Origin of the sequence: Cellulosimicrobium funkei (assembly GCF_900155925.1) — a bacterium.
GTDB classification, from domain to species: domain Bacteria; phylum Actinomycetota; class Actinomycetes; order Actinomycetales; family Cellulomonadaceae; genus Cellulosimicrobium; species Cellulosimicrobium funkei.
The window spans coordinates 119,877-144,058 of record NZ_FTMI01000003.1 but is presented as its reverse complement, the minus strand read 5'-3'; the positions used below and the strand labels follow the sequence as shown (position 1 = coordinate 144,058).

Below are 24,182 nucleotides of genomic sequence, written 5' to 3'. Positions count from 1 at the left end.
TGCCCGTCGCGGGGCAGCCGGTGAAGAAGACCGCCGCACGCCTGCCCCGCGGCGAACCGCCCTCGTCCGGGCCCGCCGGGACGAGGGCGACGTGCGTCCGGGCCCACGCGCGCGAGCGCGCGCGAACGTGCCTACGGTCGACGCAGCTTCGAGAACGGGAGCTCGACGAGACCTGAGGAGCCACCATGCCCGACGCCCCCGGCACCGCCGCCCGCGACGACGACTCCCCCGTCCTCCTGCGCCTCGCCCGGCGGCTCGAGGACTCCCCCGCGCTCGACGGGCTCTCCGGCACCGTGCGCGGCGTCGCGCTCGCCCTCGTCCCCTCGCACGGACGGCTGCGCGAGGAGCTGCACGGCCGCTCGCTCGGCCACGCCCTGCACGCGACCCTCACCGACGTGCCCGTCGGTCTGTGGACGAGCGCCGCCGTGCTCGACCTCGTCGGGGGCGAGCGCAGCGCGCCCGCGGCGCAGCGCCTCGTCGGGCTCGGCGTGCTCGCGGTCGCGCCGACCGCGCTCACGGGCCTCGCCGACTACCTCGACGTCGACCGCCGCGCGCGCCGTGTCGGCGCGGTCCATGCCGCGCTCAACTCCGGCGTCTCGCTGCTCTACGGCGCGTCGTGGCTGCTGCGCCGCGGCGGCCGGCGCCGGTCGGGCGTCGCCGTGTCGCTCGCCGCCTACGGGCTCGCCGGGGCGAGCGCGTTCCTCGGCGGCCACCTGGCCCAGGCGCTGCGCGAGCCGCCCGCCGAGGTCGCGCTCGGCGACGACGACGTCCCGGACCTCCCGTGACGCCGCGTCCCCCGGCGGTCGTGCGGGACCGCGCGAACGCGCTCGTGACGGGCGCGACGAGCGGCATCGGCCGCGCGCTCGCGCACGAGCTCGCCCGGCGGGGGCACGACGTCCTGGTCGTCGCCGACCGCGACGTCGACGCGACCGTGGGCGATCTGGCCGCGCACGGCGGGACGCACGAGGGCCTCACGGTCGACCTCACGACGCCGCGCGGCGTCGAGGCCACCGCCCGGCGGGCGCGCGAGCTCGGCGTCTCGACCGTCGTCCTCAACGCGGGCGTCGGCGTGCACGGCGCCTACGCCCGCACCCCGCTCGAGGCGCAGCTGCGGCTCGTGGACCTCAACGTGCGCTCGGTCGCGCATCTGACGCACCTGCTGCTGCCCGACCTCCTCGCCGAGGGGCACGGGCGGCTGCTGGTCACGGCGTCCGTCGCCGGCGAGATGCCGGCGCCGCACTTCGCGACCTACGCGGCGTCGAAGGCGTTCCTGCGCTCGTTCGCGTGGTCGCTGCGCGGCGAGCTCGCCGGCACGGGCGTGACCGTCACCGCGCTCCTGCCCGGGCCCACCCGGACGCCGTTCTTCCGGGAGGCCGGCATGGAGCGCACGCACGTGGGGCGCCTGCCGAAGCCGAGCGCCGCCGCGGTGGCGCGGCAGGCCGTGGACGCGCTCGTCCACGGCCGGCCCGAGGTCGTCCACGGTCTCCAGGGCAAGGCCATGCTGGCGGTCGCCCGCGTCCTGCCCCAGCCGGCGCGGGCCGCGTTCCACGGCTGGTTCTACGCGCCCGTCCCGCCGTCGCTGGCGGTCCCGCGCGCCCCGTCGTCGGGCTCGCCGCTGCGGTAGCCGTTCACCTTGTGCGTCCCGTCGCACCACGGCGGGATGGCCGTGCCGCCGCAGCGGCACAGGGCGACCGTCGCGCGGTGCCGCTCGATCTCACGACCCTGCTGGTCGACGAGCCGCGCGGGACCGCGCACGAGGAGCGGCCCGTCCGGGCACGCCGTGACCGTGACCTCCTCCTCGCGCGACCCCGCCCGGGACTGCTCCTCGCGCGACGCGCGCCCGGCGCCCGTCACGCGGCCACCGCCCGCGTCGTCGCGCCGCGCAGCGCGGCCGTCGGGTGTGCGGCCCGGCGGATCCGCGTGCCGGCGTACGGCACGCCGCCGCGGACGCGCCAGACGACCGCGACCCACACGCACACCGCCCGTTCGACCAACCACGCGGGGGCCCACAGCGCCGACGACGCGGGCCACGCCGCGCTGCCCCCGGCACGCCGTCGTCCCGCCTCGGCGAGCGCGACGACGCCCGCGAGCAGCGCCACCAGCGTCCCCAGCCACGCCGCGCGCACCGGCCCGCGGCACCGCACCGCACCCGCGACGCACGCGCCGAGGAGCGGGGCGAGCGCGAGCTCCGCGGCGAGCCGCACGGGCTGCGCGAACGAGTCGTACGCCTGGCGCACGCGCTGCTCGACGAACTTCCGCGTCGGCGGCGGGCGCCGGGCCACGAGGAGGTCGGGACGGTGCACGACCGTCCCGCCGCGGGCGCGCACGGTGCGCTCCAGCTCGAGGTTCTCGAACAGCACGCGGGCGTCGTACCCGTCGGGGCCGAGCGCGTCGCGCCGCAGCACCACCGTGCCCGCCCAGTCGTGACCGAGCGCGCGGTTCACGAGCGAGCGCGCGGTGTCCCAGCGCGCGTGCCACGGCAGCGGGTCGAACACGTTCTGCGGCACGACGGCGTCGGCGTCGTCGAGCGCCGCGAGCGCCCGGTCGAGCGTCGCGGCGTCCCAGCGCACGTCGTCGTCCGCGACGACGACGCGCGGCGCGGTCGTCGCGGCCAGGGCGGCGAGGACGCCGACCACCTTCCCGTTGCAGCCCGGGGGCGGCGGGCCGACGGCGACGGTGCGCGCCGCGCCGCCCCACGCGGCGGCGTGGCGGTCGCGGACGGGACCGGGCGACCCGTCCGCCACGACGACGTCGACGTGGCGCGCGAGGTCGTGCAGGTAGGCGGACAGCTCGGCCGTCGCCGGCTCGTCGGGCTGCTCGCGGCGCAGCGGCAGCACGTAGGTCACGTCAGCCACGCGGCGCGTCGCCCTCCTGCGCCGCGGCGGGGCCGGTGCCCGGCTGCGGCTCGACGGCGGGGGCGAGCGGCACGCGCAGCGCCGACGCGCCCTGCTGCCAGCGCTCGAGCGCGTGGGCGGCCACGTCGCCCTCCACGGCCAGGCACGCGGCCGCGCCGAGCAGGACGTCGTCGCGCAGCGCGGGCTCCTGCTCGACGAGGCGCCCCGCGAGGTCGCGCGCCGCGATCTGCTCGTGCACCGCGTCCGCCTCGACGTGCTCGTCGAAGTACCAGGTGGTGTCCGCGTCGTGCCCGAGGCGGCGGAAGCCGTTGCCGTACAGGCGGCTCGGCACCGACGACGTCATCTCGAACGCGGCGAGGTGGCCGACGATCGCGCCCCGCAGGCGCCGGTGCAGGCCGAAGAGCGACATCGTGTTCAGGGCCGCGAGCACGACCGCGGGCACAGCGTCGACGTAGCGGCCGTACGTGTCGTCGAGCCCGACGCCGCGCATCGCCTGCGCGAACAGCTCGGCGTGCATGCGGCCGGGCCGACCGCCGCCGTACTCGTCCGCCTGGATCTCCACGAGCGCCGCCTTCGGCACGCCCGCGAGCCGCGGGACCGCCCACGTGTGCGGGTCGGCCTCCTTGAGCTGATAGAGGGACTTCAGCGCGAGGAGCTCGCGCGCCTGCCCCGCGTCGGCGCGCTTGGCGACGTACCGCGACAGGCTCGGGCCGTCGTCGGCCGCCGCGAGCTCGAACAGCCGTCGCGCGACGCCCGCCGCGTCGGTCGCGTCGCACGCCGGCCGGCCGGCGCGCCCGCGCACCGCGGCCTCGAACGGGGCCTCGAGACGTGCCCGCACCGCGAGCAGCGCCGGGTCCCACTCCCAGTCGTCGTCGACGCCCTCGACCCCGCGGTAGTGGAGCTCGTAGAGGAGGGTGAGGGTGAGCTGCACGTCCTCGTCGCGCAGGATCGTCCCGGCCGCGGCGTCGAGCGCCGGCCCGACGGCGTCCTCGACCGGCCGCAGGTCGGCCGCACCCGGGGGCTCGACGAGCGCGGCGAGGAGCGCGGCGCTCAACGGGCCCCGCGGACGGGGCCGCGGCAGGCGGCCCGACCCCGGTGCCGGCGAGGCTCCGGGCGCGGGCTCGTCCGCCGGTCCGGTGGTGGTCGCCGACCCGGCGGTGGGGACGTGGGCGGGGAGGGCGGTGGAGGTCATCACGTGTTCCTGACGCTCGCGCGGACGGCGCCCCTGCTCGACGCCACCGCCATGCTCCCCACGGACCGCCCGACTCGCGAGCCGAACCGGCTCCCGAGCGGGCGGCCGGCGGTGCATCAGCCCTGCTGGGAGCCCTGCGGGGACGTCGCGGACGTGCCGTCCTGGGTCAGGTCGGCGAGGAAGCGGTGGCACTGCTGGGCCCGCTCGGAGTCCTCCGCCATCACCTTCTCGAAGAACGCGGCGATCTCCTCCTTGCCCGCGTTCCGGGCGTCGCGCACGTACTGGCCGTAGTCGTGCCCGGCCTTGAGCGAGTGGTACTGCACCGAGATGAGGTCGAACGTGACGTCGTCGAACCCGGTCTCTCCTGTGGCCATGGTCGAAACCTCCTGCGCCCGGGGGCGCCGTCGTGCTGCCGGGCCGGGCCCGGCGGGGGCGGCCGGCTGCTGGACCTCCTCCCACGGTCGCAAGGCCCCGTCCGCTCGCAACCCGCGGGGCGACCCCCGTTCCAGTTGTGTGCGCGCGGCCCGCGCCTAGCGTGGGAGGTGGTCCAGGAGGTGGCCGTACCGGCGGAGCGAGAGCCCGGCACGGCTACCGCTCCGTCGCCAGTCACGCCGCACGAGCGGCGACGACGACGGGAGTCCGACCATGAGCGAGACGAACGTGCCGTACGGCTCGGGGCCCGGTTCGCCGGGTGTCGGGACGGCGCAGGGCACCGGGGACGGCGGCGGCGCCGCGTCCGGGGTGAAGCAGCGCGCGAGCGAGGCCGCGTCCCACGCGGGCGACGCCGGACGCGAGGTCGCGCAGGACGCGAAGGAGAAGGCGCGCGACGTCGCGCACGAGGCCACGGACCGCGCCCGCGGCCTGGTCGACCAGACGAGGACGGAGCTCAGCGACCAGGCGCGCACGCAGCAGGAGCGCCTCGCGAGCGGGCTGCGGTCCCTCGGTGACGAGCTCCGCCAGATGGCGGACGGCACCGAGGACCCGGGCTACGCGACCGACCTCGTGCGGCGCGCCGGGGACGCCACCGGGCAGGTGGCGCAGTGGTTCGAGGACCGCGAGCCCGCGTCGGTGCTGCACGAGGTCGAGGACTTCGCGCGGCGCCGCCCGGGGACGTTCCTCCTCCTCGCCGCCGGGGCCGGCCTGCTGGTCGGGCGCCTCGTGCGCGGGATGAAGGACGCACCGGACACCGGCTCCGACCGCGAGCAGAGCGGCGGCACCGGGTCGACGCCGTCCGCGACGCGCGGCGCGCACGCCGCACCGCTCGGCACGACCACGGGCACGGGCACGACCACCGGCGCGACGACCGGGACCACCGGGACCGTCGGCGGGACCGGCACGACCGGGACCACCGGCGTGCCGGGCACGACCGGCGGCACGGGCACGACGGGCGCGCCGGACATCGGCACGGCGGGCGCGTACCCGGGCCTCGCGAACGACCGCCTGGCGCACGACCCCGACGTCGCGACGTCGGCCGAGGGCGCTCCCCCGGCGCCGTCGTACCCGCCTACGACGCCCGGCTCGGGCGCCCGGCCGGGAGGTGGCCCCGATGTCGTACACCCCTGACCCGTTCGCCGCGGCGGGCACCGGTCGGCACACGACGGGCAGCGGCCCCGACCCGGGCCTCGCGGCCACGCCGCAGCCCGTGCCGACGTCGGCGGACCAGCAGGCCGAGCAGCAGAGCCTCGGCGAGCTCGTCGCCGAGGTGAGCCGCGACCTGTCGACCCTCATGCGTCAGGAGGTCGAGCTCGCCAAGGCGGAGGCCAAGCAGTCCGCGCAGCGCGCCGGGAAGGGCGCCGGGATGCTCGCCGGCGCCGGGGTGGCGGGCCACATGGTCCTGCTGTTCCTCTCCGTGGCGCTGTGGTGGGCGCTCGGCGCCGTCATGGGCCGGGGCTGGTCGGCCGTCGTCGTCGCGGTGCTCTGGGCGATCGTCGCCGCGGTGCTCGCGGCGCGCGGACGCAAGGAGCTGCGCACGGTCGAGGGCATGCCCGAGACCACGGACACCCTCAAGAAGATCCCGAACGCCGTCCGAGGACACGAGGAGAAGAACTCATGAGCACCAGCGATCCGGAGGAGATCCGGGCGGACATCGAGCGCACGCGGACCGAGCTGAGCCGCGACGTCGACGCCCTCGGGGAGAAGGTCAAGCCCGGCAACGTGGCGCGCCGCCAGGTGGACCGCGTGCGGTCGGGCGTGACGAGCGTCAAGGACCGCGTCATGGGCAGCGCGCACGACACGGTCGGCTCGGCCCGGGACACGTCGCACGGCGTCGCCGAGCGCGGGCGCGAGGCGGCCTCCTCGGTCGCCGACTCGGCGCGCAGCACGGCGTCCTCGGTCGCCGACACCGTGGGCTCCGCCCCGCGGGCGGTGCGCGAGCAGACGCAGGGCAACCCGCTCGCCGTCGGCCTCGTGGCCTTCGGCGTGGGCCTCGTCGTCGCCTCCCTCCTCCCGTCGAGCCGCGCCGAGCAGCGCGCCGCCGTCGGGGTCAAGGAGAAGGCGGCCCCGCTCGTCGAGGACGTGAAGTCCACGGCGCAGGAGGTCGTGCAGGACCTCAAGGAGCCCGCCAAGGAGGGCGCCGAGGCCGTCCGCGACGCCGCGAAGGACGCCGCGCAGTCCGTGGGGCAGCACGGCAAGGAGGCCGCGGCGGACGTCCGCGACCAGGTCAAGGAGGGCTGACAGGCCCGCACGACGGCGGCCCGGGTGACGCGTGCGTCACCCGGGCCGCCGTGCGTCCGGAGCGGGTCGGTGCCCGGACGCGCGAGCGCCGGGTGAGGCGGCGTCGGACGTCCGCCTCACCCGGCGCTCCTGCGCGTCAGGCCGGTGTCAGCCGCACGACAGCGCGTCGTGCTCGGCCGTGACCGTGGCCGTCCTCCCCTCGGCGTCGGTGGCGGTGACCGTGGCGGAGCCGGCCTCGACCTCGCCGGAGCGGACCGCGAACGACTGGTAGGCGTTCGCGCCCGGGGCGACGTTCTCGACCGTCTTCGTGCCGTACGGCGTCTCGAGCGTCACCGTGAGCGGGACGTCGTCCTCGTTGAGGGCGCGCACCGCGACGTAGGTCTTGCCCGCGAGGCAGCGCGCCTGCGCGGTCGCCGTGACGTCGGGCCCGGCCTCGCCGGCGGGGACGCCGGTGAGGTACTCGAAGCCGTGGGCCGCGAAGTCCTCGCCGTCGGGCGCCTGGTCCCACTCGAGGACGTAGTACGCGACGCCGGCCTCCTGCGCCGCCGTGAGGATCTCCTGGAGCGGCACCTCGCCCTCGCCCAGGTTGGTGAACGACGGGCGTCCGCCCGCGTTCAGGCCCGTGGCGTCCTTGACGTGGAGCAGCTCGATCCGGTCGCCGTACTGCTCGATGAGCGCCGGGACGTCAACGCCCGCGTGGGCGGCCCACGCCACGTCGAGCTGGAACGTGACGTACTCGGGGTTCGTCTCGCGGACCAGGATCTCCCAGGCCGAGAGCGTCTCCCCCTCGTGCTCGTACGTCGTGCGGAACTCGCCGTCGTGGTTGTGGCCGAAGAACTTCGTGAAGCCGGCGTCGACCGCCCGCTCCCCGAGCCGGTTCATGGCCTCGGCCGTCGCGAGCGTGTTCTCGTAGGTGCCGATCCCCGGTGCGGGCCAGCCGCCCGAGCCGACGTACTCCTGGCCGAGCGTCCCCACGTAGTCCAGGGTCGCGTCGAACGTGGCCTCGTCGACGTTGTAGTGCGACGACTTCACGCTCAGGCCGTAGGAGTCGGCCAGCGCACGGAACTCCTCGGCGGTGTATCCGGAGAAGTTGCCGCCGAAGGGCTCGATGTTCTTGAAGCCGATCTCCGACAGGCGCTCGAGGACGGCCGGGAGGCCCGCCTCGTTGACCCACGGGATGAGCGAGAACATCTGGATGGACACCTGCTCGGCCGGCACGACGACCGGCTCGGTGCCGCCCTCGCCCACGGCGAACGTCACCGTGTCGACGTCCACGCCGCCGGTGGTCGTCACGACGACCGAGCCGGAGCCCTCGGGCACGCTGCTCAGCGTCTGCGTGACGTCCTGCCAGCCCTCGCCCGTGAAGGCGAAGTCGGCCAGCGGCTCGGAGGACACGGCCCCCTCGCCCTGCCAGCTCAGCGTGACAGTGCCCTCGCCGCTGCCGCGGACGGTGACCTCGTCGACGGCCTCGCCCGTCGGGGCGTGCACGAGCGCGAGCGGCCGGTAGGTGAACGAGTCGCCCTCGTCGAACGAGGTGACGTAGCGGCCGGCGTTCGCCGCCGCGTCCTCGACGACCTCGACGCCCTCGGCCGCGTCGAACCACTCGGCCTGCTGCGCCTGGGGCTTGAGGATGTGCGTGGCCTCGCCGGTGATGGCGGGGACGTCACCCTGGGCCTGGTCCGTGTAGGTCACGACGAGCGTGCCGAAGATCTTCTCGCCCTCGCCGTGCTCGACGGCGTCGGGGCTCGTCTGGATCGTGAAGCCGCAGCCGTCCTCGGTGTCGGCGGCGCGACCGCTCACCTCGGGGTGGGCGTGCTCGTTGTGGCCGAGACCGAACGTGTACTGGATGTTCCGGCACACGGGGTCGTCGCCGTCCTCGGCGTCGTGCACCGCGACGGTGTAGGGGACCGCGTCGCCCCAGTCGAAGACCGCGCCGTCCGGCTGGCTCAGCGTGATCTCCGGCGCGGTGTTGCCGACGGTGATCTGCTGGATCGCGAGGCCGAAGTTGCCCTCCGGGTCCGTGACGCGCAGCTGCACGGCGAAGCGGCCGCGCTCGGTGAACGTGTGCGTCACGGTCTCGCCCTGGGCGTCGTACTCGCCGTCGGCGTCGAAGTCCCAGTCGAAGGTCAGGCCCTCGTTCGGGGTCTCCGCGTCCGTGGTGGCCGAGGCGTCGAACGTCACCTCGAGCGGCGCGTCGCTGCCCGAGACCGGGGAGGCGGAGATCGCCGCGCGCGGGGTCTTGTTCTCCGACCCGTAGGTGATGCGGTACAGCCCGGCGTCCGGGTTCTGGCGGAAGAAGCCGTCCCCGTACTCCAGGACGTACATCGAGCCGTCCGGACCGAACTCCATGTCCATGACGTTGTCCCAGATCGGCTGGTTCACCGTCTCCAGGTGCGCGTTCGGCAGGAAGTCCTCGACCGCGGTGACCTCACCGGCGGACGAGAGCTCGTCGAGCGTGAACGCGACGACGTAGTCCTGGGAGAACTCGGCCATGAAGGGCTTGCCGTCCCAGTACGCGGGGAACTTGCCCGGCGCGTCGGGGTAGTCGGCGGAGCGGAAGACCGGGCCGCCCATGGGCGCCTGGCCGGTGCCGCCGAGCTCGACCAGCGGGTCGAGCAGCTCCGGCTGGTCGCCGGGACGGTCGCCGTAGTAGACCTGCGGCGCGGTGGCCGGCGGGAGCACGTCCAGGCCGGTGTTCCACGTGGAGTTGTTCGTCGCGCCGGCCTCGCAGTCGAACCACTCGCCGGGCGTGCCCGTCGCGAAGTCCCACTCGTTGTAGTTCGCGTTGGGGCCGTGGCAGTAGGGCCAGCCACCGTTCATCGGCTCGGTCGTCAGCTGCCACTCGACGAAGCCCATGGGGCCACGGTCGGGGTTGGCGTTGGCCGCGTCGGGACCGTAGTCGCCCCAGACGAGCGCCCCGGACTCGACGTCGTAGTCGATCCGGAAGGGGTTGCGCAGCCCCATCACGTAGATCTCCTCGCGCACCAGGTCCTCCGACCCCGCGTACTGCGGGTCGTCGAAGAGGTTGCCCTCGGGGATCGTGTACGTGGTGCCGGGCCCGACCTCGGTCCCGGGGGCGATGTCCTCGATCGGGTCGATCCGCAGGATCGCGCCGCGCAGGTCGTTCGTGCTGCCCGCGCCACGACGGGCGTCGAACCCGGGGTTCATGCCGGGCGCGTTGTTGTTCGGCGCGTAGCCGTCGGCGCCGGGTGCGCCGGCCGGGGTGTTGTCACCCGTGGACAGGAAGAGGTTGCCCTCGGCGTCCCACGCGATGTCGGCCCCGACGTGGCAGCACTGGCCGCGCTGCGCGTCGACCTTGAGGATCGCGCGCTCGCTGTCCAGGTCGAGCGTGCTGCTCTCCGCGTCCCACGTGAACCGCGAGAGCTGGTTGTAGCCCAGCCATCGGTCCCAGTAGCTCTCGTCCTCGCCCGCGGGGAGCGAGTTCGGCGCGCTGCCCTGCGGCGTCGTCTCGGGGTACTCGACCCCGGTGGGCGAGGTGCCCTCCATGACGCGGGGCGCGTACACGAGGTAGACGAACCCGTTCTCCTCGAAGTCCGGGTCCAGGGAGATGCCCTGCAGCCCGTCCTCGGAGTTCGCGTAGACGTCGAGCTTCGCGATCTGCGTCGTCCGGCCGGTCGCGGTGTCGGTGAGACGGACGACGCCGTCGCGCGCGGTGTGCAGGACCCGCGAGTCCGGCAGCACGGCGAGGTCGATCGGCTCACCGGTGTCCTTGCTCAGCAGGACCTTCTCGTAGTTGTTCCAGTCGGGTGCCGCGTCGTCCTGCGCGGCCTCGGCGGCGGTCTCGCTCTCGTCTCCCCCGTGGCCGGGGTGCGCGCTCGCCCCGCTCATCGCGAGCGGGACGAGCAACGCGGCGGACAGCGCCGCCGCGGCACCTCGGGCGAGCCTGCGTCGGCTCGTGGATGGTCTGTGCACAACGTCCTCCTTGACGTGGATCGAGGAGCCCGTGGTCCCCGACCAGCAGCGCGGCACCTGTGCTCGGTGCCGCTGCTCGACGATCGCCGCTGATCGGTCGACCCGGATGGGTGGACGGCCCCAGGGACCGGGGCCTGCGCGGCGCCGTCCTGGCCCCGCGCTGCGTTCGACCCTAAGCGCGACTTTCGCTGATGCCAAGTCAGAAGTTGAAATATCCAGACGAAAAGTTGGGCCGGACCCCTCACGAAAACCGACCACAAGGTCGCTGTTCGTGGTGGGTCGCCGGGCGGGCCCCCACGGTGGGCATCCGCCCGTCAGTCGACCCGGAGGTCGACCGTCGCGCCCCGCGCCACGGGCCGGATCTCGACCCCGGGCAGCTCTGGCGACCGCGCGAGGAAGTCGCGCAGCGGGCTGCGGAACACGCCGTAGTCGTCGTGGTGGATCGGGACCACGAGCGGCACGCCGACGCGCCGCACGAGGTCCGCCCCCTGCACGTCGTCCATGGTCACGGTCCGGCCGAGGATGCGCGTCCCGCCCAGGTGCGCGACCACCGAGTCCAGGTGCGGGAACGCGTCCGCGACGACGTCCACGTGGTCGCCCGTGAGCGTGTCGCCCGTGACGTAGACCTGGGTCTGGCGGCCGCCGTCCACGCGGTGCGTGTAGACGGTGCCCATGACCTCCGGCAGCAGCGAGCGCATGACGCCGCGCGCATGGATCGCCGGGACCGACTCCACGTCGAGCGTCTCCTTCCCCGAGCGGAACGTCTCGATCGTGCCGGTCGGCATGCCGACCGTCGCGAAGTGGTACCGCGCCAGGCGCCGCGCCGCGGACGGCGTGGTGAGGAGCGGCACCTGTCGCGTCAGGCCGCGCCGCGCGACCCGGTCGAAGTGGTCCCCGTGCAGGTGGGACAGCACGATCGCGTCGAGCGGCGGGAGGCCCGTCGGCCCGAGCGCGGGCTGGGTGCGGCGCCGCGACGCGAGACCCTTGCCGAGGTAGGCCCACTGGCCGCGGTGCAGGAAGTTCGGGTCGGTGAGCACGGTGAAGCGCCCGAACCGCAGGAGCGCCGTCGCCGTCCCGCCGAACGTGAGCGTCGCGCTCGCACGGCGGCTCACGGCTCCCCCAGCGCTTCGAGGTGGACGGCCTTGCGCACGGTCATCTCGTCGAGCAGGTCCGGCCCGTACCCGGCCCCGCCGCCGCTGCCGCGCCGCGGGTCGGCCGACCCGCCCGGCGCGCCCCCGAACACCGCGTTCACCTTGACCGTGCCGACGTCGAGCACGTCCGCCGCGCGCAGCGCGTGGGCGAGCGACGGCGTGAGCACGGTCGCCGCGAGCCCGTACGCCGACGCGGACGCGCGGCGCAGGCCCTCGTCGAAGTCGGCGACGCGCACGACCGGCGCCACGGGGCCGAACGTCTCCGTCGTGAGCAGGTCCACGTCGTCCGGGCACCGGTCGAGGACCGTGGGCGCGTAGTACGACCCGGCCCGGTCGAGCCGCCGGCCGCCGGTCACGACCTCGGCACCCGCCGCGAGCGCCCCCTGCACGTGCTCCTCGACGACGGCGAGCTGCGCGTCGTCGACGAGCGGTCCCATGGTCGTCGCGCCGTCGGCCGGGTCGCCCACCACGACCGCGTCGGCGAGGCACGCGAGCTCGGCGACGACCGCGTCCGCGACCTCCTCGACGACGTACGCCCGCTCGACGGCGGTGCACAGCTGGCCGCCGTTGGTGAACGCGCCGGTCGCGATCTGTCGCGCGGCGAGCACCGGGTCGACGCCCGCGTCCACGACGAGCGGGTCCTTGCCGCCGTTCTCGAGCAGCACCTTCGCCCCGCGCGCGCCCGCGGCGGCGGCGATGCGCCGGCCCGCGGCCGTGGAGCCGACGTGCGCGACCAGGGCGACGTCGTCGTGCGCGACGACGGCCGCGCCCGTCCCGCCGTCGCCGCTGACGACGCGCAGGACGTCCGGCGGGAGCGCGCCCGCCACGATCTCGGCGAGGCGCACGCCGGGGGCGTCGCTGCGCTCGGACGGCTTGTGCACCACGGTGTTGCCGGTGACGAGCGCCGCGGCGAGCAGCCCGGCGGCCGCCGGGTAGGGGTCGTTCCACGGCGTGATCACCGCGACGACGCCGCGCGGCTCGCGGCGCACGACGTCCAGCGCCGCGGGGTCGCCCGCGAGCACACGCCCTGCACGGCCGAGACCCGCGACGGCGGCCTCGTCGAGCAGGTCGGCGGCGACCTCGGCCGACGCGCGCGCCTCGGCCCGCAGCCGTCCGGTGGTCGTGCACAGCAGGTCGCCGAGCTCGTCGACGGCGGCGCGCACCGCGCGGGCGGCGGCGCGCAGGGCACCGGCCCGCTCCCCCGGCGGGGTCGCGCGCCACGCGGGCCAGGCGGTCGCGGCGGCGCGCACGGCGGCGTCGACCTCGTCGGCGCCCGCGCAGCGGACCGGGGCGGCGGGCCGACCCGTGGCCGGGTCGGTCCGGTCGAGGCGGCGCTCGCCCGCGGCCGGCGTGGTCGGGTCGGGGTGGGTGGTGGGTGCGGTGGTCGTGGTCATGCAGGCCTCCCGGGAATCACACGAAGAGAACTACCCATGGGTGCGACGTCGGCGTGCGAGAACCGCTTCTCCGGGTCAGGGTGAAGTCGGGTTGCAGCAGAGCCGACCCGCACGCGTCAGGTCCAGTGCCCCCGGTTTCTCGAGGCGCACCACGAGCCTGACCCGAACGAGGAAGGCTCGCAGCCCATGCGCGTCCTCGGAGTCAACGCCCTGTTCCACGACCCGTCCGCCGCCCTCGTCGTCGACGGCCGGGTGGTCGCCGCCGCGGAGGAGGAACGCTTCTCGCGGCGCAAGCACGGCAAGCGACCGCTGCCGTTCGCGGCGTGGGAGCTCCCCGAGAAAGCCATGGCCTGGTGCCTCGAGGAGGGCGGGCTGCGCCCCCAGGACCTGGACGCCGTCGCGTACTCGTTCGACCCGGCGCTGGCCAAGCCCGCCGAGGAGATGGGCCTGCCGGACCCGTGGGACTGGCTGCGCGTGCAGTACGCCGAGCGCGCGCCGCAGTTCCTCGCCACCGCGCTGCCGGGCCTGTCCCCCTCGACGGTGCGGTTCGTGCCGCACGAGGTCGCGCACGCGGCGTCGGCCGCGCTGGCGTCGCCGTTCCCGGTCGCGAGCGTCCTGTCGCTCGACGGCCGCGGGGAGCGCTCGTCCCACCTCGCGGGCCGGTACGACCACGGCCGCCTCGAGGTGCTCGCGAGCCAGGAGCTGCCGCACTCGCTCGGGCTGGTCTACGAGTCGCTCACCGAGCACCTGGGCTTCCTGCGGTCGAGCGACGAGTACAAGGTCATGGCGCTCGCGTCGTACGGCGAGCCGCGCTTCCTCGACGACCTGCGCGAGGTGCTCTACGCGACCGGCGACGGCGGCTTCGTCGCCGAGGTTCCCGACTGGGAGCGCTGGGCGCCGCGCCGCACGGACGACGGCACCTGGGGCACCGCGCACGGCGGCCGGGCCGAGCACGCCGACCTCGCGGCGTCGGTGCAGGCGCGGCTCGAGGAGGTGCTCGTCGACCTCGCCACGTGGCTCCACGGGCAGACGGGCGACCGCGTGCTGACCATGGCGGGCGGCACGGCGCTGAACTGCGTCGCGAACTCGCGGGTCTGGCGCGAGTCGCCGTTCGAGGAGGTCTGGGTCCAGCCCGCGGCGGGCGACTCCGGCACGGCGCTGGGCGCCGCCCTCCAGCTCGCCGCGGAGGCGGGCGACACCGTCGAGCCGATGGGCTCGGCGGCGCTCGGCCGAGCGTGGGGCGACGAGGCGCTCGCCGGGTGGCTGCGCACCGCGCAGGTGCCGTTCACGACGCCCGACGACCTGCCCGCCGAGGTCGGACGCATCCTCGCCGACAACGGCGTCGTGGCGTGGTTCGACGGCCGCGCCGAGCTCGGACCGCGCGCGCTGGGGCACCGCTCCCTGCTCGCGCACCCGGGACCGGTGGAGAACCTGGAGCGCCTGAACGACGTGAAGGGCCGCGAGCAGTTCCGGCCCGTCGCACCCATGGTCCTGCTCGAGGACGCCGCGGAGATCTTCTCCGGCGGCCCCGTCCCGAGCCCGTACATGCTCTTCGTGCACGAGGTGGCGCCCGCGTGGCGCGACCGGATCGCTGCCGTCGTGCACGTGGACGGCACCGCGCGCATCCAGACCGTCGACGACTCGACCCCGCGCCTGCAGGCGACGATCCGGGCGTTCAAGGAGCTGACCGGGCTGCCGGTCGTCGTCAACACGAGCCTCAACACCGCGGGGCGCCCCATGGTCGACGACCCGCGCGACGCGCTCGAGCTCTTCGGGTCCGCCCCCGTGGACGCGCTCGTGCTCGGCCCGCACCTGGTGCGCCGGACCGACGTGTTCGCCGCTCCGTCCGGGGCGACGGCGTGAGCGCGCCCGCGGGACGCCCCGCTCCCCCGGTGCCGTACGCCGTCGTCGTGCCCTCCATCGGCCGCCCGTCGCTCGACCGGCTCCTGGAGACCCTCGTCGCCCAGGCCGACGGCCCGGGCTCCCCCGGGCCGGCCGAGGTCGTCGTCGCGGACGACCGCCGCCTGCCGCCGCCCGGCTCGACCGACCCGGTGCCCGACCCGCTCGACCTCGGGGACGCCGGCCGTGCGCTCGGCGCACGCGTCGTGCGCACCGGGGGCCGGGGCCCGGCCGCCGCGCGCAACGCCGGGTGGCGCTCGACGACCGCGCCGTGGGTCGTGCTCCTCGACGACGACGTCGAGCTCCCCGCCGGGTGGGCGCGCCTCCTCGCGCACGACCTCGCGGCGGCGACGCCCCGCACCGGCGGCGTGCAGGGCCGCCTGCACGTGCCGCTGCCCGCGCACCGCCGTCCGACGGACTGGGAGCGCGGGACCGCCGGGCTCGAGCGCGCGGCGTGGGCGACCGCCGACATGGCGTACCGGCGCGCCGCGCTCGAGCAGGTCGGCGGGTTCGACGAGCGCTTCCCCCGCGCCTACCGCGAGGACGCCGACCTCGCGCTGCGCGTGCGCGAGGCGGGCTGGGAGCTCGTGCGCGGCTCGCGCACGACGACGCACCCCGTGCGCCCCGCGGACGACGCGGTGAGCCTGCGCGTGCAGGCCGGGACCCGCGACGACGCGACGTTCCGCGCCCTGCACGGGCCGGGGTGGCGCGAGCGTGCCGAGACGGGCCGCGGCCGCCTCGCGTGGCACGTCGCGACCGTCGCGGCCGCCGCGGTCGGCGTCGGCGGGCTCGTCGCGCGGCGCCCGCGCGTCGCGGCGCTCGGCGCGCTCGGGTGGGCGGCCCTCACCGCGCAGTTCCTCGGGCGCCGCCTCGCGCCGGGGCCGCGGCCGGGCGACGACGCGTTCGGGCCCGAGCTGCGGCGCATGGCGTGGACGAGCGCCGCCATCCCGTTGGCCGCGGTGCGGCACCGCGTCGCGGGCACGCTCGCCGCCCGGCGCGGGCTCGAGCCGTGGCCGCCGCCGCTCGCGGCCGTGCTCCTCGACCGCGACGGCACGCTCGTGCACGACGTCCCGTACAACGGCGACCCGGCGGCGGTGCGTACCGTCGAGGGCGCCCGCGCCGTGCTCGACGACCTGCGCGCCCGCGGGGTCCGGCTCGGCGTGGTGTCCAACCAGTCCGGCGTCGGGCGCGGGCTCCTCACACGCGCGCAGGTCGACGCCGTGAACGCGCGCGTCGAGGAGCTGCTGGGCCCGTTCGACACGTGGCAGGTCTGCCCGCACGCGCCGGACGACGCGTGCGCGTGCCGCAAGCCCGGTCCCGGCCTCGTGCTCGCCGCGGCGGCCGACCTCGGCGTCGAGCCGTGGCGGTGCGCCGTCGTGGGCGACATCGGCGCCGACGTGGGCGCCGCGCTCGCCGCGGGCGCGGCCCCGGTCCTCGTGCCGACGCCCGTCACGCGCGCCGAGGAGGTCGCCGCCGCCCCGTGCGTCGTGCCGGACCTCGCCGCGGCGGTCCGCGCGCTCGACGACCGCCTGCCCGGCTCGCCCCGAGGGCACTCCCCCGACGCGTCGGTTCCCGGCGCGTCCGCAGCGGCGCCGGACGAGGAGCGTGCGGCATGAGCGCCGACGTGCTCGCCGTGCGCCTCGACAGCGACGGCGACGTCCTGCTCACGGGCCCCGCGGTGCGGGCGATGGCGCACGCGGCCGCGCGCGACGGCGGCCGCGTGGACGTCCTGGCGGCCCCCGCCGGGCGCGCGGCGGCAGAGCTGCTCCCGGACGTGCGCGACGTGCTCGTCTTCGACGCCCCCTGGTCCGGCTACCGGCCCCCGCCCGTCGACCGCGCGAGCGTGCTCGACCTCGTCGCGACCCTCGCCGAGAGGCGCTACGCCGCCGCGGTCGTCTTCACCTCGTTCCACCAGAGCCCGCTGCCCGCGGCGATGCTGCTCAAGCTTGCGGGCGTCGGGCGCGTCGCCGCCGTGAGCGAGGACTACCCGGGCTCGCTCCTCGACGTGCGGCACACCCGCGCGGACGGCCTGCACGAGGTCGAAGCAGCGCTCGACCTCGTCCGCGCTGCGGGGTTCGGCGCGCCGCCCGACGGCGACCGGCTGCGCGTGCGCGGGCCGCTGCCCGACGTGTCGTCGCTCGTGCCCGCGGGGCCCTACGTCGTCGTGCACCCCGGCGCGTCCGTCCCGGCCCGGGCGCCCGCGCCCGACCACGCGCGCGACCTCGTCGCGGCGCTGGTGCGCGCGGGCCACGAGGTGGTCGTCACGGGCGGGCCCGGCGAGACGGACCTCGCGGCGTACGTCGCCGCCGGGCGCGCGCGGGACCTGTCGGGGCGCACGGACCTCGCGGGCTTGGCCGCGGTGCTCGCCGGCGCCCGGTGCGTCGTCGTCGGCAACACGGGGCCCGCGCACCTGGCCGCCGCGGTGGGCAGGCCCGTCGTGTCCCTCTTCGCCCCCGTGGTCCCCGCGGAGCGCTGGGCGCCGTGGGGCGTGCCGACCGTCCTGCTCGGCGACCAGGAGGCCGCGTGCCGCGGCACGCGCGCCCGGGTGTGCCCGGTGCCCGGCCACCCGTGCCTCGGCGTCGACCCGGACGACGTCGTCGCGGCCGTCGACCGGCTCGTCGTCCCGCACGTCGTGGGGACGCCCGCGCCCCGCGCGACACCGCTCCGGACCGTGGGGGTGACCCGATGAGGATCCTCGTGTGGCACGTGCACGGGTCGTGGGCGACGTCGTTCGTCGCCGGCGGCCACGAGTACCTGGTCCCGGTCGTCCCCGACCGCGGGCCCGACGGCCGCGGCCGCGCGCGCACCTGGGACTGGCCGCCCGGGGCGCGCGAGGTCGCGCCGGACGAGCTCGCCGACCTCGCGGCGGACCGCGCGATCGACGTCGTGGTGCTCCAGCGCCCCGAGGAGGTCGAGCTGCTGCGGCGCTGGACCGGGCTCGTGCCCGGCCGCGACGTCCCGGCCGTCTACGTCGAGCACAACGCCCCCACGGGCCACGCGGCCGCGACCCGGCACCCGCTCGCCGACCTCGACGTCGTCGAGGAGGGCCTCGTGCCGATCGTGCACGTCACGGCGTTCAACGCGCTCATGTGGGACACCGGCGACGCGCGCACGCTCGTCGTCGACCACGGCATCCCCGACCCCGGCCCGCTGTACACCGGGGAGCGGGCGAGCGTCGGGGTCGTCGTCAACGAGCCCGTGCGGCGCTGGCGCGTCGCCGGGACCGACGTGCTCGTCGGGCTGGGGCGGCACGTGCCGCTCGACGTCTACGGCATGGGCGTCGGCAAGCTCGCCGAGCACCTCGCGGCGCCCGGCGCCGCGCCGCACGACCCGCCGCACGACCTGCCGCACGACCTCCCGCACGGCCTGCACGACGACGTCCCTCAGGCCGCGATGCACGCGCGGCTCGCGACGTCGCGCGCCTACCTGCACCCCTACCGCTGGACGAGCCTCGGGCTCTCCCTGCTCGAGGCGATGGCGCTCGGGATGCCCGTCCTCGCGCTGCCGACCACCGAGGCGCCCGTCGCGGTGCCCCCGGCCGCGGGGCTCCTCAGCGCCCGTCCCGACGAGCTCGCCGCGACCGCGCGGCGCTGGCTCGCCGACCCCGACGACGCCCGCGAGCACGGCCGGGCGGCCCGCGCCCACGTGCTCGAGCACTACTCCCACGCCGCGTTCCTGCGGCGCTGGGACACGGTCCTGACGGAGGTGACCTCATGAAGATCGCGATGATCTCGGAGCACGCCAGCCCCCTCGCCGCCCTCGGCGGCGTCGACGCCGGAGGGCAGAACGTGCACGTCGCGTCGCTCGCCACGCGGCTCGGCGCGCAGGGCCACCGCGTGGAGGTGTTCACGCGCCGCGACGACGCGTCCCTCCCGGAGCGCGTCCCGCTCGCGCGGGGCGTCGAGGTCGTGCACGTGGACGCCGGTCCGCCGGTGCCCGTGCCCAAGGACGACCTTCTGCCCCACATGGACGCGTTCGGCGCCGACCTCCTGCGGCGGTGGATCGAGCCCGGGCCCCGGCCCGACGTCGTGCACGCCCACTTCTGGATGTCCGGGATCGCGGGCCTGCTGTCCGCGCCCCCGCTCGGGGTCCCGCTCGTGCAGACCTTCCACGCCCTCGGCTCCGTCAAGCGCCGCCACCAGGGCGCGCACGACACGAGCCCCGCCGAGCGCGTGGCCCGCGAGCGCCTGCTGTGTCGCGCGGTCGACCGGATCGTCGCGACGTGCGCCGACGAGGTCGCCGAGCTCGTCGCGCTCGGCGCCGACCCCGACCGCATCGACGTCGTGCCGTGCGGCGTGGACCTCGGCCGCTTCCTGCCCGACCCGGACCGCACCGAGCACCTGCACCGTGAGCCCGGCCGCCTGCGCCTGCTCTCGGTGGGCCGCCTCGTCGAGCGCAAGGGCGTCGACACCGTCATCGAGGCGCTCGCCGCGCTGCCGGGCGCGGAGCTCGTCGTCGCGGGCGGCCCCGCGCCGGGCGCGCTCGACGACGACCCCGAGGTGCGGCGGCTGCGCGCCGTCGCGCTGGCCTCCGGCGTCGCGGGCCGCGTGCGGTTCGTGGGCAGCGTGACGCAGGACGACGTGCGCGACCTCATGCACGCCGCCGACGCCGTCGTGTGCGACCCCTGGTACGAGCCCTTCGGGATCGTCCCGCTCGAGGCCGCCGCGTGCGGGCGTCCCGTCGTGGGCGCGGCCGTGGGCGGGCTGCTCGACTCGGTCGTCGACGGGCGCACGGGCCTGCTCGTCCCGCCGCGCGACCCCGGGGCGCTCGCCGCCGCGCTGCGCCGGCTCGCCGACGACCCGGCGTTCGCGGAACGCCTCGGCTCGGCCGCGCGGCTGCGCGCCGAGCACCTGTACGGCTGGGTCACGGTCGCGGAGCGCACCGCCGAGTCGTACGAGCGCGTCACCGCGGCCCGCCGAGCCGAGCGCGGTCGCGCCCGGCCGGTGGCGGCCGGGCGCACCGCGCTGCGGGCGGTGAGCGCACCGTGACCGCGCCCCGGACGCCCTACGGCGACACCCCCGGTGCCGGGTCCGGCGACGGCCCGCACGACGCCGCGCGCCGCTGGCTGCGCGCGCACGCCGACGACCTGCACGACGGCCTCGACCTGCTCACCGCCGAGGCGGGCCGAATCGACGCGTGGGGGGCACGGCTCGCCGACACGGTGCTCGCGGGCGGGCGGCTGCTCGTCGCGGGCAACGGGGGCAGCGCCGCCGAGGCGCAGCACCTCACCGCCGAGCTCGTGGGCCGCTTCGACGGCGAGCGCACCCCGCTGTCCGCGATCAGCCTGCACGCGGAGACGTCGAGCCTCACGGCGATCGTCAACGACTACGGCATCGCCGAGATGTACGCGCGACAGGTCGCGGCGCACGGTCGCCCCGGCGACGTGCTCGTGCTCCTGTCGACCTCCGGCGAGAGCGAGAACGTCGTCGCCGCGGCCCGCCGGGCGCGCGAGCTCGGCCTCACGACGTGGGCGCTCACGGGCCCGCGGGACTGCGCGCTCGCCGCCGCGTGCGACGACGTGCTCGCCCTGCGCGGCGCGTCGACCTCGTCCGTCCAGGAGCTGCACCTCGTCGTCGTGCACGCGCTGTGCGCCGCGCTCGACGCGCACGTGCGCCACCGCGAGGCGCACGCCGCGGCAGACCTCCCGGGCGCCGGGTCGGCCGACGACCGGCCGGCCCCGGCACCCCCACCGGCCTCCGCGGCGGCGACCGGACCGCAGGTGGTCGTCGTCGGCGACGTGCTCCTCGACCTTGACGTCGACGGCCAGGTGACCCGCTTCTCCCCCGACGGTCCCGTCCCCGTCGTCGACACGCTCGGCGTGCGGCGCAGCCCCGGCGGCGCGGGGCTGACCGCGCTCCTCGCGACCGACGGCGCGGGCGTGCGCCTCGTCGCGCCGTTCGGCGACGACGACGCGGGCTCCGAGCTGCGGGCCCTGCTGCGCCCGCACCTCGACGTCGTCGCCCTGCCGCAGGTCGGCACGACGCGGCGCAAGACCCGCGTGCGCTCCGGCGGCCAGACCGTCGTGCGCGTCGACGACGGCGGCCCCGCCCGCCCTGGCGACCTGTCGGAGCGCGCGGCGCGGGCGGCGCTCGCGGGCGCGGACGTCGTGCTCGTGTCCGACTACGGCGCGGGGACGACCCACGCCGGGCCGGTCCGCGACGCGCTCGCGCACGCGGCCCGCACCGGGACGCTCGTGTGGGACCCGCACCCGCGCGGCGGCGCCCCGGTGCCCGGGACGGCGCTCGTCACGCCCAACCTCGCGGAGGCGCTCGACGCCGCGGAGGCGCTCGGCCTGGACGCGACGCCCGACGACCCCGGGGGCCTCGCGCGGTCGCTCGCGGCCGCGTGGGACGTGGGGGCGGTGTGCGTCACGGCGGGCGACCGCGGGGCGTTCGTCGCGCGCGCGGGCGGCGAGCCCGCGTACGTGCCCGCGACCGTGGCGCACGGCGACCCGTGCGGCGCGGGCGACCGCTTCGCCTCGACGGCCGCGGTCGCGCTCGCCCGGGGCGAGGGCCTCGTCCCGGCGGTCGTCGCCGCCGTCGCCTCGGCCTCGGCCTGGGTCGCGGCGGGCGGCGCGGAGGGCTACCGGCGCCGGGCCGACTCCCTCGCCGACCGCACGCCGGGCGCGGTACGGGAGCACGCGACGGGTCCCGCGTCAGGGGCCCCTGCGTCCTCCGGCGCGACGCAGGACGCCCCGCCGTCGGACCCCGACGCGCCCGAGGCCGTGGCCGCCCGGCTGCGCGCCGCGGGCGGCACCGTCGTCGCCACGGGCGGCTGCTTCGACATCCTGCACGCCGGGCACGTCGCGACGCTCGAGGCGGCCGCGCGCCTGGGCGACCACCTCGTCGTCCTGCTCAACGGCGACGCGTCGGTGCAGCGGCTCAAGGGGCCGCAGCGCCCCGTCGTCGGGCAGGCCGACCGGGCCCGGGTCCTCGCCGCGCTCGACTGCGTGGCCGCCGTCGTCGTGTTCGACGAGGACGACCCGCGCGCCGCGCTCGACCGCCTGCGCCCCGACGTCTGGGCGAAGGGCGGCGACTACACGGAGGAGACGCTCCCCGAGGCGGAGACGGTCCGGCGCCACGGCGGCCGGGTCGTCGTCCTGCCCTACGTCGACGGCCGTTCCACGACCTCGATCCTCGAACGCTCCGGGCGGTTCGCGCCCGGGGTCCCCACCCTGACGGAGGAGACCACCGCATGACCACCACCACGTCCGCCCAGCGGACCGACGTCCCCGTACCCCGCGAGCTCGGCACCGTCTACGTCACCGGGGGCGCGAGCGGCCTGGGGGCCGCGCTCGTCGAGGCGGTGACGGCGGCGGGCGGCAAGCCGGTCGTCCTGGACCGGGTCGCGCCCGCCGACGGCGTGCCGCACGCGGTCGTCGACCTGTCCGACTCCGCCGCCGCGGCCGCCGCGGTCGAGCGGCTCGCGCTCGAGGTCGGGCCGCCCGACGCCGTCGTCACGGCCGCCGGCACCGATGCGTGCGGGCGCCTCGACGAGATCGACGTCGAGACGTGGGAGCGCGTCGTGCGCGTCAACCTGTTCGGCACGGTCGCCGTCGTGCGCGCCGCGCTGCCGTTCCTCGAGGAGCGCCGCGGCACGGTCGTCACGGTGGCGTCGACGCTCGGCCTCAAGGGGGTCTCGGACGCGACCGCCTACTGCGCGTCGAAGTTCGCGGTGCGCGGGTTCTCCCAGGCGCTCGCCGCGGAGCTCGCGGGCCGCGTCGGCGTCACGTGCCTCGTGCCCGGCGGGATGCGCACCGCGTTCTTCGACGGCCGCACCGAGCAGTACAAGCCGGGGCCGGACGCCGACCTCAACGACCCGCGCGCGACCGCGGCCGCCGTCGTGACGGCGCTGCGCCAGCCGGTGGGCTGCGAGATCCGCGAGATGCTCGTCATGGCGTCCGGCGAGACGTCGTGGCCGTGACGGCGGGCGTGACGGAGCCGGCGCCCGACCTGCCGGGGCTCGCGGGGCAGGACGAGGGGACCGTCCTCGTGCTGCGCGCGCTCGGGCTCGGGGACGCGCTGACGGCCGTGCCCGCGCTGCGGGGCGTGCGGCGCGCGTGGCCCGGCCGGCGCGTGCTCCTCGCCGCGCCAGCGGAGGTCGGCGGCTGGCTCCGCGACCTCGGCCTCGTCGACGGCGTCGTGCCGACCCGCGGCCTGGAGCCGCTCGTCTGGGCGCAGGAGGCGCGGACGCTCACCGGTGCGGACCCCGGGCACGTGGCGGTGAACCTGCACGGCAGCGGCCCCGAGAGCCACCGGGTGCTGCTCGACACCGCCCCGGAGCGGGTCGTCGCGTTCGCGTCGGGCGACGCGGGGGTCGACGGGCCGGACTGGGACCCGGACGAGCACGAGGTCGACCGCTGGTGCCGGCTCGTCACCGCGGCGGGCGGCGCGTGCTCGCGCGAGGACCTGCGGCTCGACCCGCCGGGGTCGCGCGGGCGCCACGTCGTCGTGCACCCCGGCGCGGCGTCCGGCGCGCGCCGCTGGCCCGCGGACCGCTTCGCCGCGGTCGCGCGCGACCTCGCGGCCGCCGGTCACGACGTCGTCGTCACGGGCGGCCCCGACGAGCGCGACCTGTGCGCGCGGGTCGTGGCCGACGCGGACGCCGCCCTCGGCGGCCCCGCGGGGGCGCCGGACGGGACCGGCAGCGTGACCGACACGGCCGGGACGCTCGACCTGCCCGCGCTCGCCGACGTCGTCGCGACGGCCCGGCTCGTCGTCTGCGGGGACACGGGCGTGGCCCACCTGGCGACCGCGTACGGCACCCCGTCGGTGGTGCTGTTCGGCCCGACGCCGCCCGCCACGTGGGGCCCCGCCGTGGACCCGGAGCGGCACGCGGTGCTCTGGCACGGCGACACGGAGCAGAGGCCGGCGCACGCGCCCGACGACGCGGCGCGCGGCTACCGGGGTGACCCGCACGCCGCCGACCTCGACCCGGCGCTCGGCCGCATCACCGTCGCCGAGGTCGTCGCGGCCGCGCGGTCGCTCCTCGCGGGGCCGCAGGACCCCGCCGAGATGCGTGCGGGCGACGAGGCCCTGAGCGTCGAGGCATGACCTCCCCCGATCTCGACCCCCGCACCGACGGA

At 77.0% G+C, this 24,182-nt stretch carries 20 protein-coding genes; 13 read left to right on the top strand and 7 right to left on the bottom strand.

Annotated elements, in window-relative coordinates; genetic code table 11:
* The first annotated feature begins 185 nt into the window (after positions 1-185).
* The gene (locus tag BXA05_RS08775) at positions 186-785 is read left to right on the top strand and encodes a DUF2231 domain-containing protein (RefSeq protein WP_076404744.1); all 600 of its coding nucleotides are present in this window, start codon (positions 186-188) and stop codon (positions 783-785) included.
* Entirely contained in the window at positions 782-1,624 is an 843-nt protein-coding gene (locus tag BXA05_RS08770) for an SDR family NAD(P)-dependent oxidoreductase (protein ID WP_083711752.1), read from the top strand. The genes BXA05_RS08775 and BXA05_RS08770 overlap by 4 nt, the downstream gene beginning before the upstream one ends.
* Here the strand turns inward: BXA05_RS08770 and BXA05_RS08765 are convergent.
* The 4 genes from BXA05_RS08765 to BXA05_RS08750 all read right to left on the bottom strand — a co-directional run bounded on the left by BXA05_RS08765 (position 1,558) and on the right by BXA05_RS08750 (position 4,421).
* A complete protein-coding gene (locus BXA05_RS08765) occupies positions 1,558-1,854 on the bottom strand; it encodes a CDGSH iron-sulfur domain-containing protein (protein ID WP_076404743.1) in 297 nt (98 codons plus the stop codon). The two genes, BXA05_RS08770 and BXA05_RS08765, sit on opposite strands and share 67 nt — an antisense overlap.
* Positions 1,851-2,855: a glycosyltransferase family 2 protein gene (locus tag BXA05_RS08760; RefSeq protein ID WP_076404742.1), complete on the bottom strand. Its 1,005-nt coding sequence runs from the start codon at positions 2,853-2,855 to the stop codon at positions 1,851-1,853. Before BXA05_RS08760 ends, BXA05_RS08765 begins: the two co-directional genes overlap by 4 nt.
* On the bottom strand, positions 2,848-4,047 hold the full coding sequence (locus BXA05_RS08755) for an iron-containing redox enzyme family protein (RefSeq protein WP_083711751.1): 1,200 nt from the start codon (positions 4,045-4,047) through the stop codon (positions 2,848-2,850). Before BXA05_RS08755 ends, BXA05_RS08760 begins: the two co-directional genes overlap by 8 nt.
* Before the next feature lie 116 nt (positions 4,048-4,163).
* Complete coding sequence (locus BXA05_RS08750; RefSeq protein WP_034654615.1) at positions 4,164-4,421, bottom strand: hypothetical protein; 258 nt, start codon at positions 4,419-4,421, stop codon at positions 4,164-4,166.
* A 271-nt stretch (positions 4,422-4,692) separates the two neighbouring features.
* Here BXA05_RS08750 and BXA05_RS20285 point away from each other — a divergent pair, with 271 nt between their 5' ends.
* Genes BXA05_RS20285 through BXA05_RS08735 form a run of 3 tightly spaced genes read left to right on the top strand, consistent with a single transcriptional unit; the run spans position 4,693 to position 6,720 of the window.
* A complete protein-coding gene (locus BXA05_RS20285) occupies positions 4,693-5,610 on the top strand; it encodes a hypothetical protein (protein WP_076404741.1) in 918 nt (305 codons plus the stop codon).
* On the top strand, positions 5,594-6,100 hold the full coding sequence (locus BXA05_RS08740; protein ID WP_081600158.1) for a phage holin family protein: 507 nt from the start codon (positions 5,594-5,596) through the stop codon (positions 6,098-6,100). Before BXA05_RS20285 ends, BXA05_RS08740 begins: the two co-directional genes overlap by 17 nt.
* Positions 6,097-6,720: a DUF3618 domain-containing protein gene (locus tag BXA05_RS08735; protein ID WP_034654612.1), complete on the top strand. Its 624-nt coding sequence runs from the start codon at positions 6,097-6,099 to the stop codon at positions 6,718-6,720. Before BXA05_RS08740 ends, BXA05_RS08735 begins: the two co-directional genes overlap by 4 nt.
* Positions 6,721-6,867: 147 nt before the next feature.
* Here the strand turns inward: BXA05_RS08735 and BXA05_RS08730 are convergent, their stop codons facing one another.
* The 3 genes from BXA05_RS08730 to BXA05_RS08720 all read right to left on the bottom strand — a co-directional run bounded on the left by BXA05_RS08730 (position 6,868) and on the right by BXA05_RS08720 (position 13,198).
* Positions 6,868-10,653: a PQQ-dependent sugar dehydrogenase gene (locus BXA05_RS08730; protein ID WP_143311107.1), complete on the bottom strand. Its 3,786-nt coding sequence runs from the start codon at positions 10,651-10,653 to the stop codon at positions 6,868-6,870.
* 314 nt (positions 10,654-10,967) lie between these two features.
* Positions 10,968-11,765: an MBL fold metallo-hydrolase gene (locus BXA05_RS08725; protein WP_076404739.1), complete on the bottom strand. Its 798-nt coding sequence runs from the start codon at positions 11,763-11,765 to the stop codon at positions 10,968-10,970.
* Positions 11,762-13,198, bottom strand: a complete 1,437-nt coding sequence (locus BXA05_RS08720; RefSeq protein ID WP_076404738.1) for an aldehyde dehydrogenase family protein — start codon at positions 13,196-13,198, stop codon at positions 11,762-11,764. Before BXA05_RS08720 ends, BXA05_RS08725 begins: the two co-directional genes overlap by 4 nt.
* Before the next feature lie 186 nt (positions 13,199-13,384).
* Between BXA05_RS08720 and BXA05_RS08715 the strand changes: the two genes are divergently transcribed.
* Genes BXA05_RS08715 through BXA05_RS08675 form a run of 8 tightly spaced genes read left to right on the top strand, consistent with a single transcriptional unit; the run spans position 13,385 to position 24,150 of the window.
* Positions 13,385-15,061, top strand: coding sequence for a carbamoyltransferase family protein (locus tag BXA05_RS08715; protein WP_076404737.1), 1,677 nt, complete (start codon positions 13,385-13,387; stop codon positions 15,059-15,061).
* A complete protein-coding gene (locus BXA05_RS20750; protein WP_342065181.1) occupies positions 15,058-16,713 on the top strand; it encodes an HAD-IIIA family hydrolase in 1,656 nt (551 codons plus the stop codon). Before BXA05_RS08715 ends, BXA05_RS20750 begins: the two co-directional genes overlap by 4 nt.
* Positions 16,710-17,786 carry a glycosyltransferase family 9 protein gene (locus BXA05_RS08705; RefSeq protein ID WP_076404735.1) on the top strand — a complete coding sequence of 359 codons (1,077 nt, stop codon included), beginning with the start codon at positions 16,710-16,712 and terminating at the stop codon, positions 17,784-17,786. The genes BXA05_RS20750 and BXA05_RS08705 overlap by 4 nt, the downstream gene beginning before the upstream one ends.
* Positions 17,783-18,814 carry a glycosyltransferase gene (locus BXA05_RS08700; RefSeq protein ID WP_061267403.1) on the top strand — a complete coding sequence of 344 codons (1,032 nt, stop codon included), beginning with the start codon at positions 17,783-17,785 and terminating at the stop codon, positions 18,812-18,814. Before BXA05_RS08705 ends, BXA05_RS08700 begins: the two co-directional genes overlap by 4 nt.
* The gene (locus BXA05_RS08695) at positions 18,811-20,085 is read left to right on the top strand and encodes a glycosyltransferase (RefSeq protein ID WP_076404734.1); all 1,275 of its coding nucleotides are present in this window, start codon (positions 18,811-18,813) and stop codon (positions 20,083-20,085) included. Before BXA05_RS08700 ends, BXA05_RS08695 begins: the two co-directional genes overlap by 4 nt.
* Positions 20,082-22,295: a PfkB family carbohydrate kinase gene (locus tag BXA05_RS08685; RefSeq protein ID WP_083711750.1), complete on the top strand. Its 2,214-nt coding sequence runs from the start codon at positions 20,082-20,084 to the stop codon at positions 22,293-22,295. Before BXA05_RS08695 ends, BXA05_RS08685 begins: the two co-directional genes overlap by 4 nt.
* Positions 22,292-23,020 carry an SDR family oxidoreductase gene (locus tag BXA05_RS08680; protein ID WP_034652895.1) on the top strand — a complete coding sequence of 243 codons (729 nt, stop codon included), beginning with the start codon at positions 22,292-22,294 and terminating at the stop codon, positions 23,018-23,020. The genes BXA05_RS08685 and BXA05_RS08680 overlap by 4 nt, the downstream gene beginning before the upstream one ends.
* Positions 23,017-24,150 carry a glycosyltransferase family 9 protein gene (locus BXA05_RS08675; protein WP_244550421.1) on the top strand — a complete coding sequence of 378 codons (1,134 nt, stop codon included), beginning with the start codon at positions 23,017-23,019 and terminating at the stop codon, positions 24,148-24,150. The genes BXA05_RS08680 and BXA05_RS08675 overlap by 4 nt, the downstream gene beginning before the upstream one ends.
* The last annotated feature ends 32 nt before the right edge of the window (positions 24,151-24,182 follow it).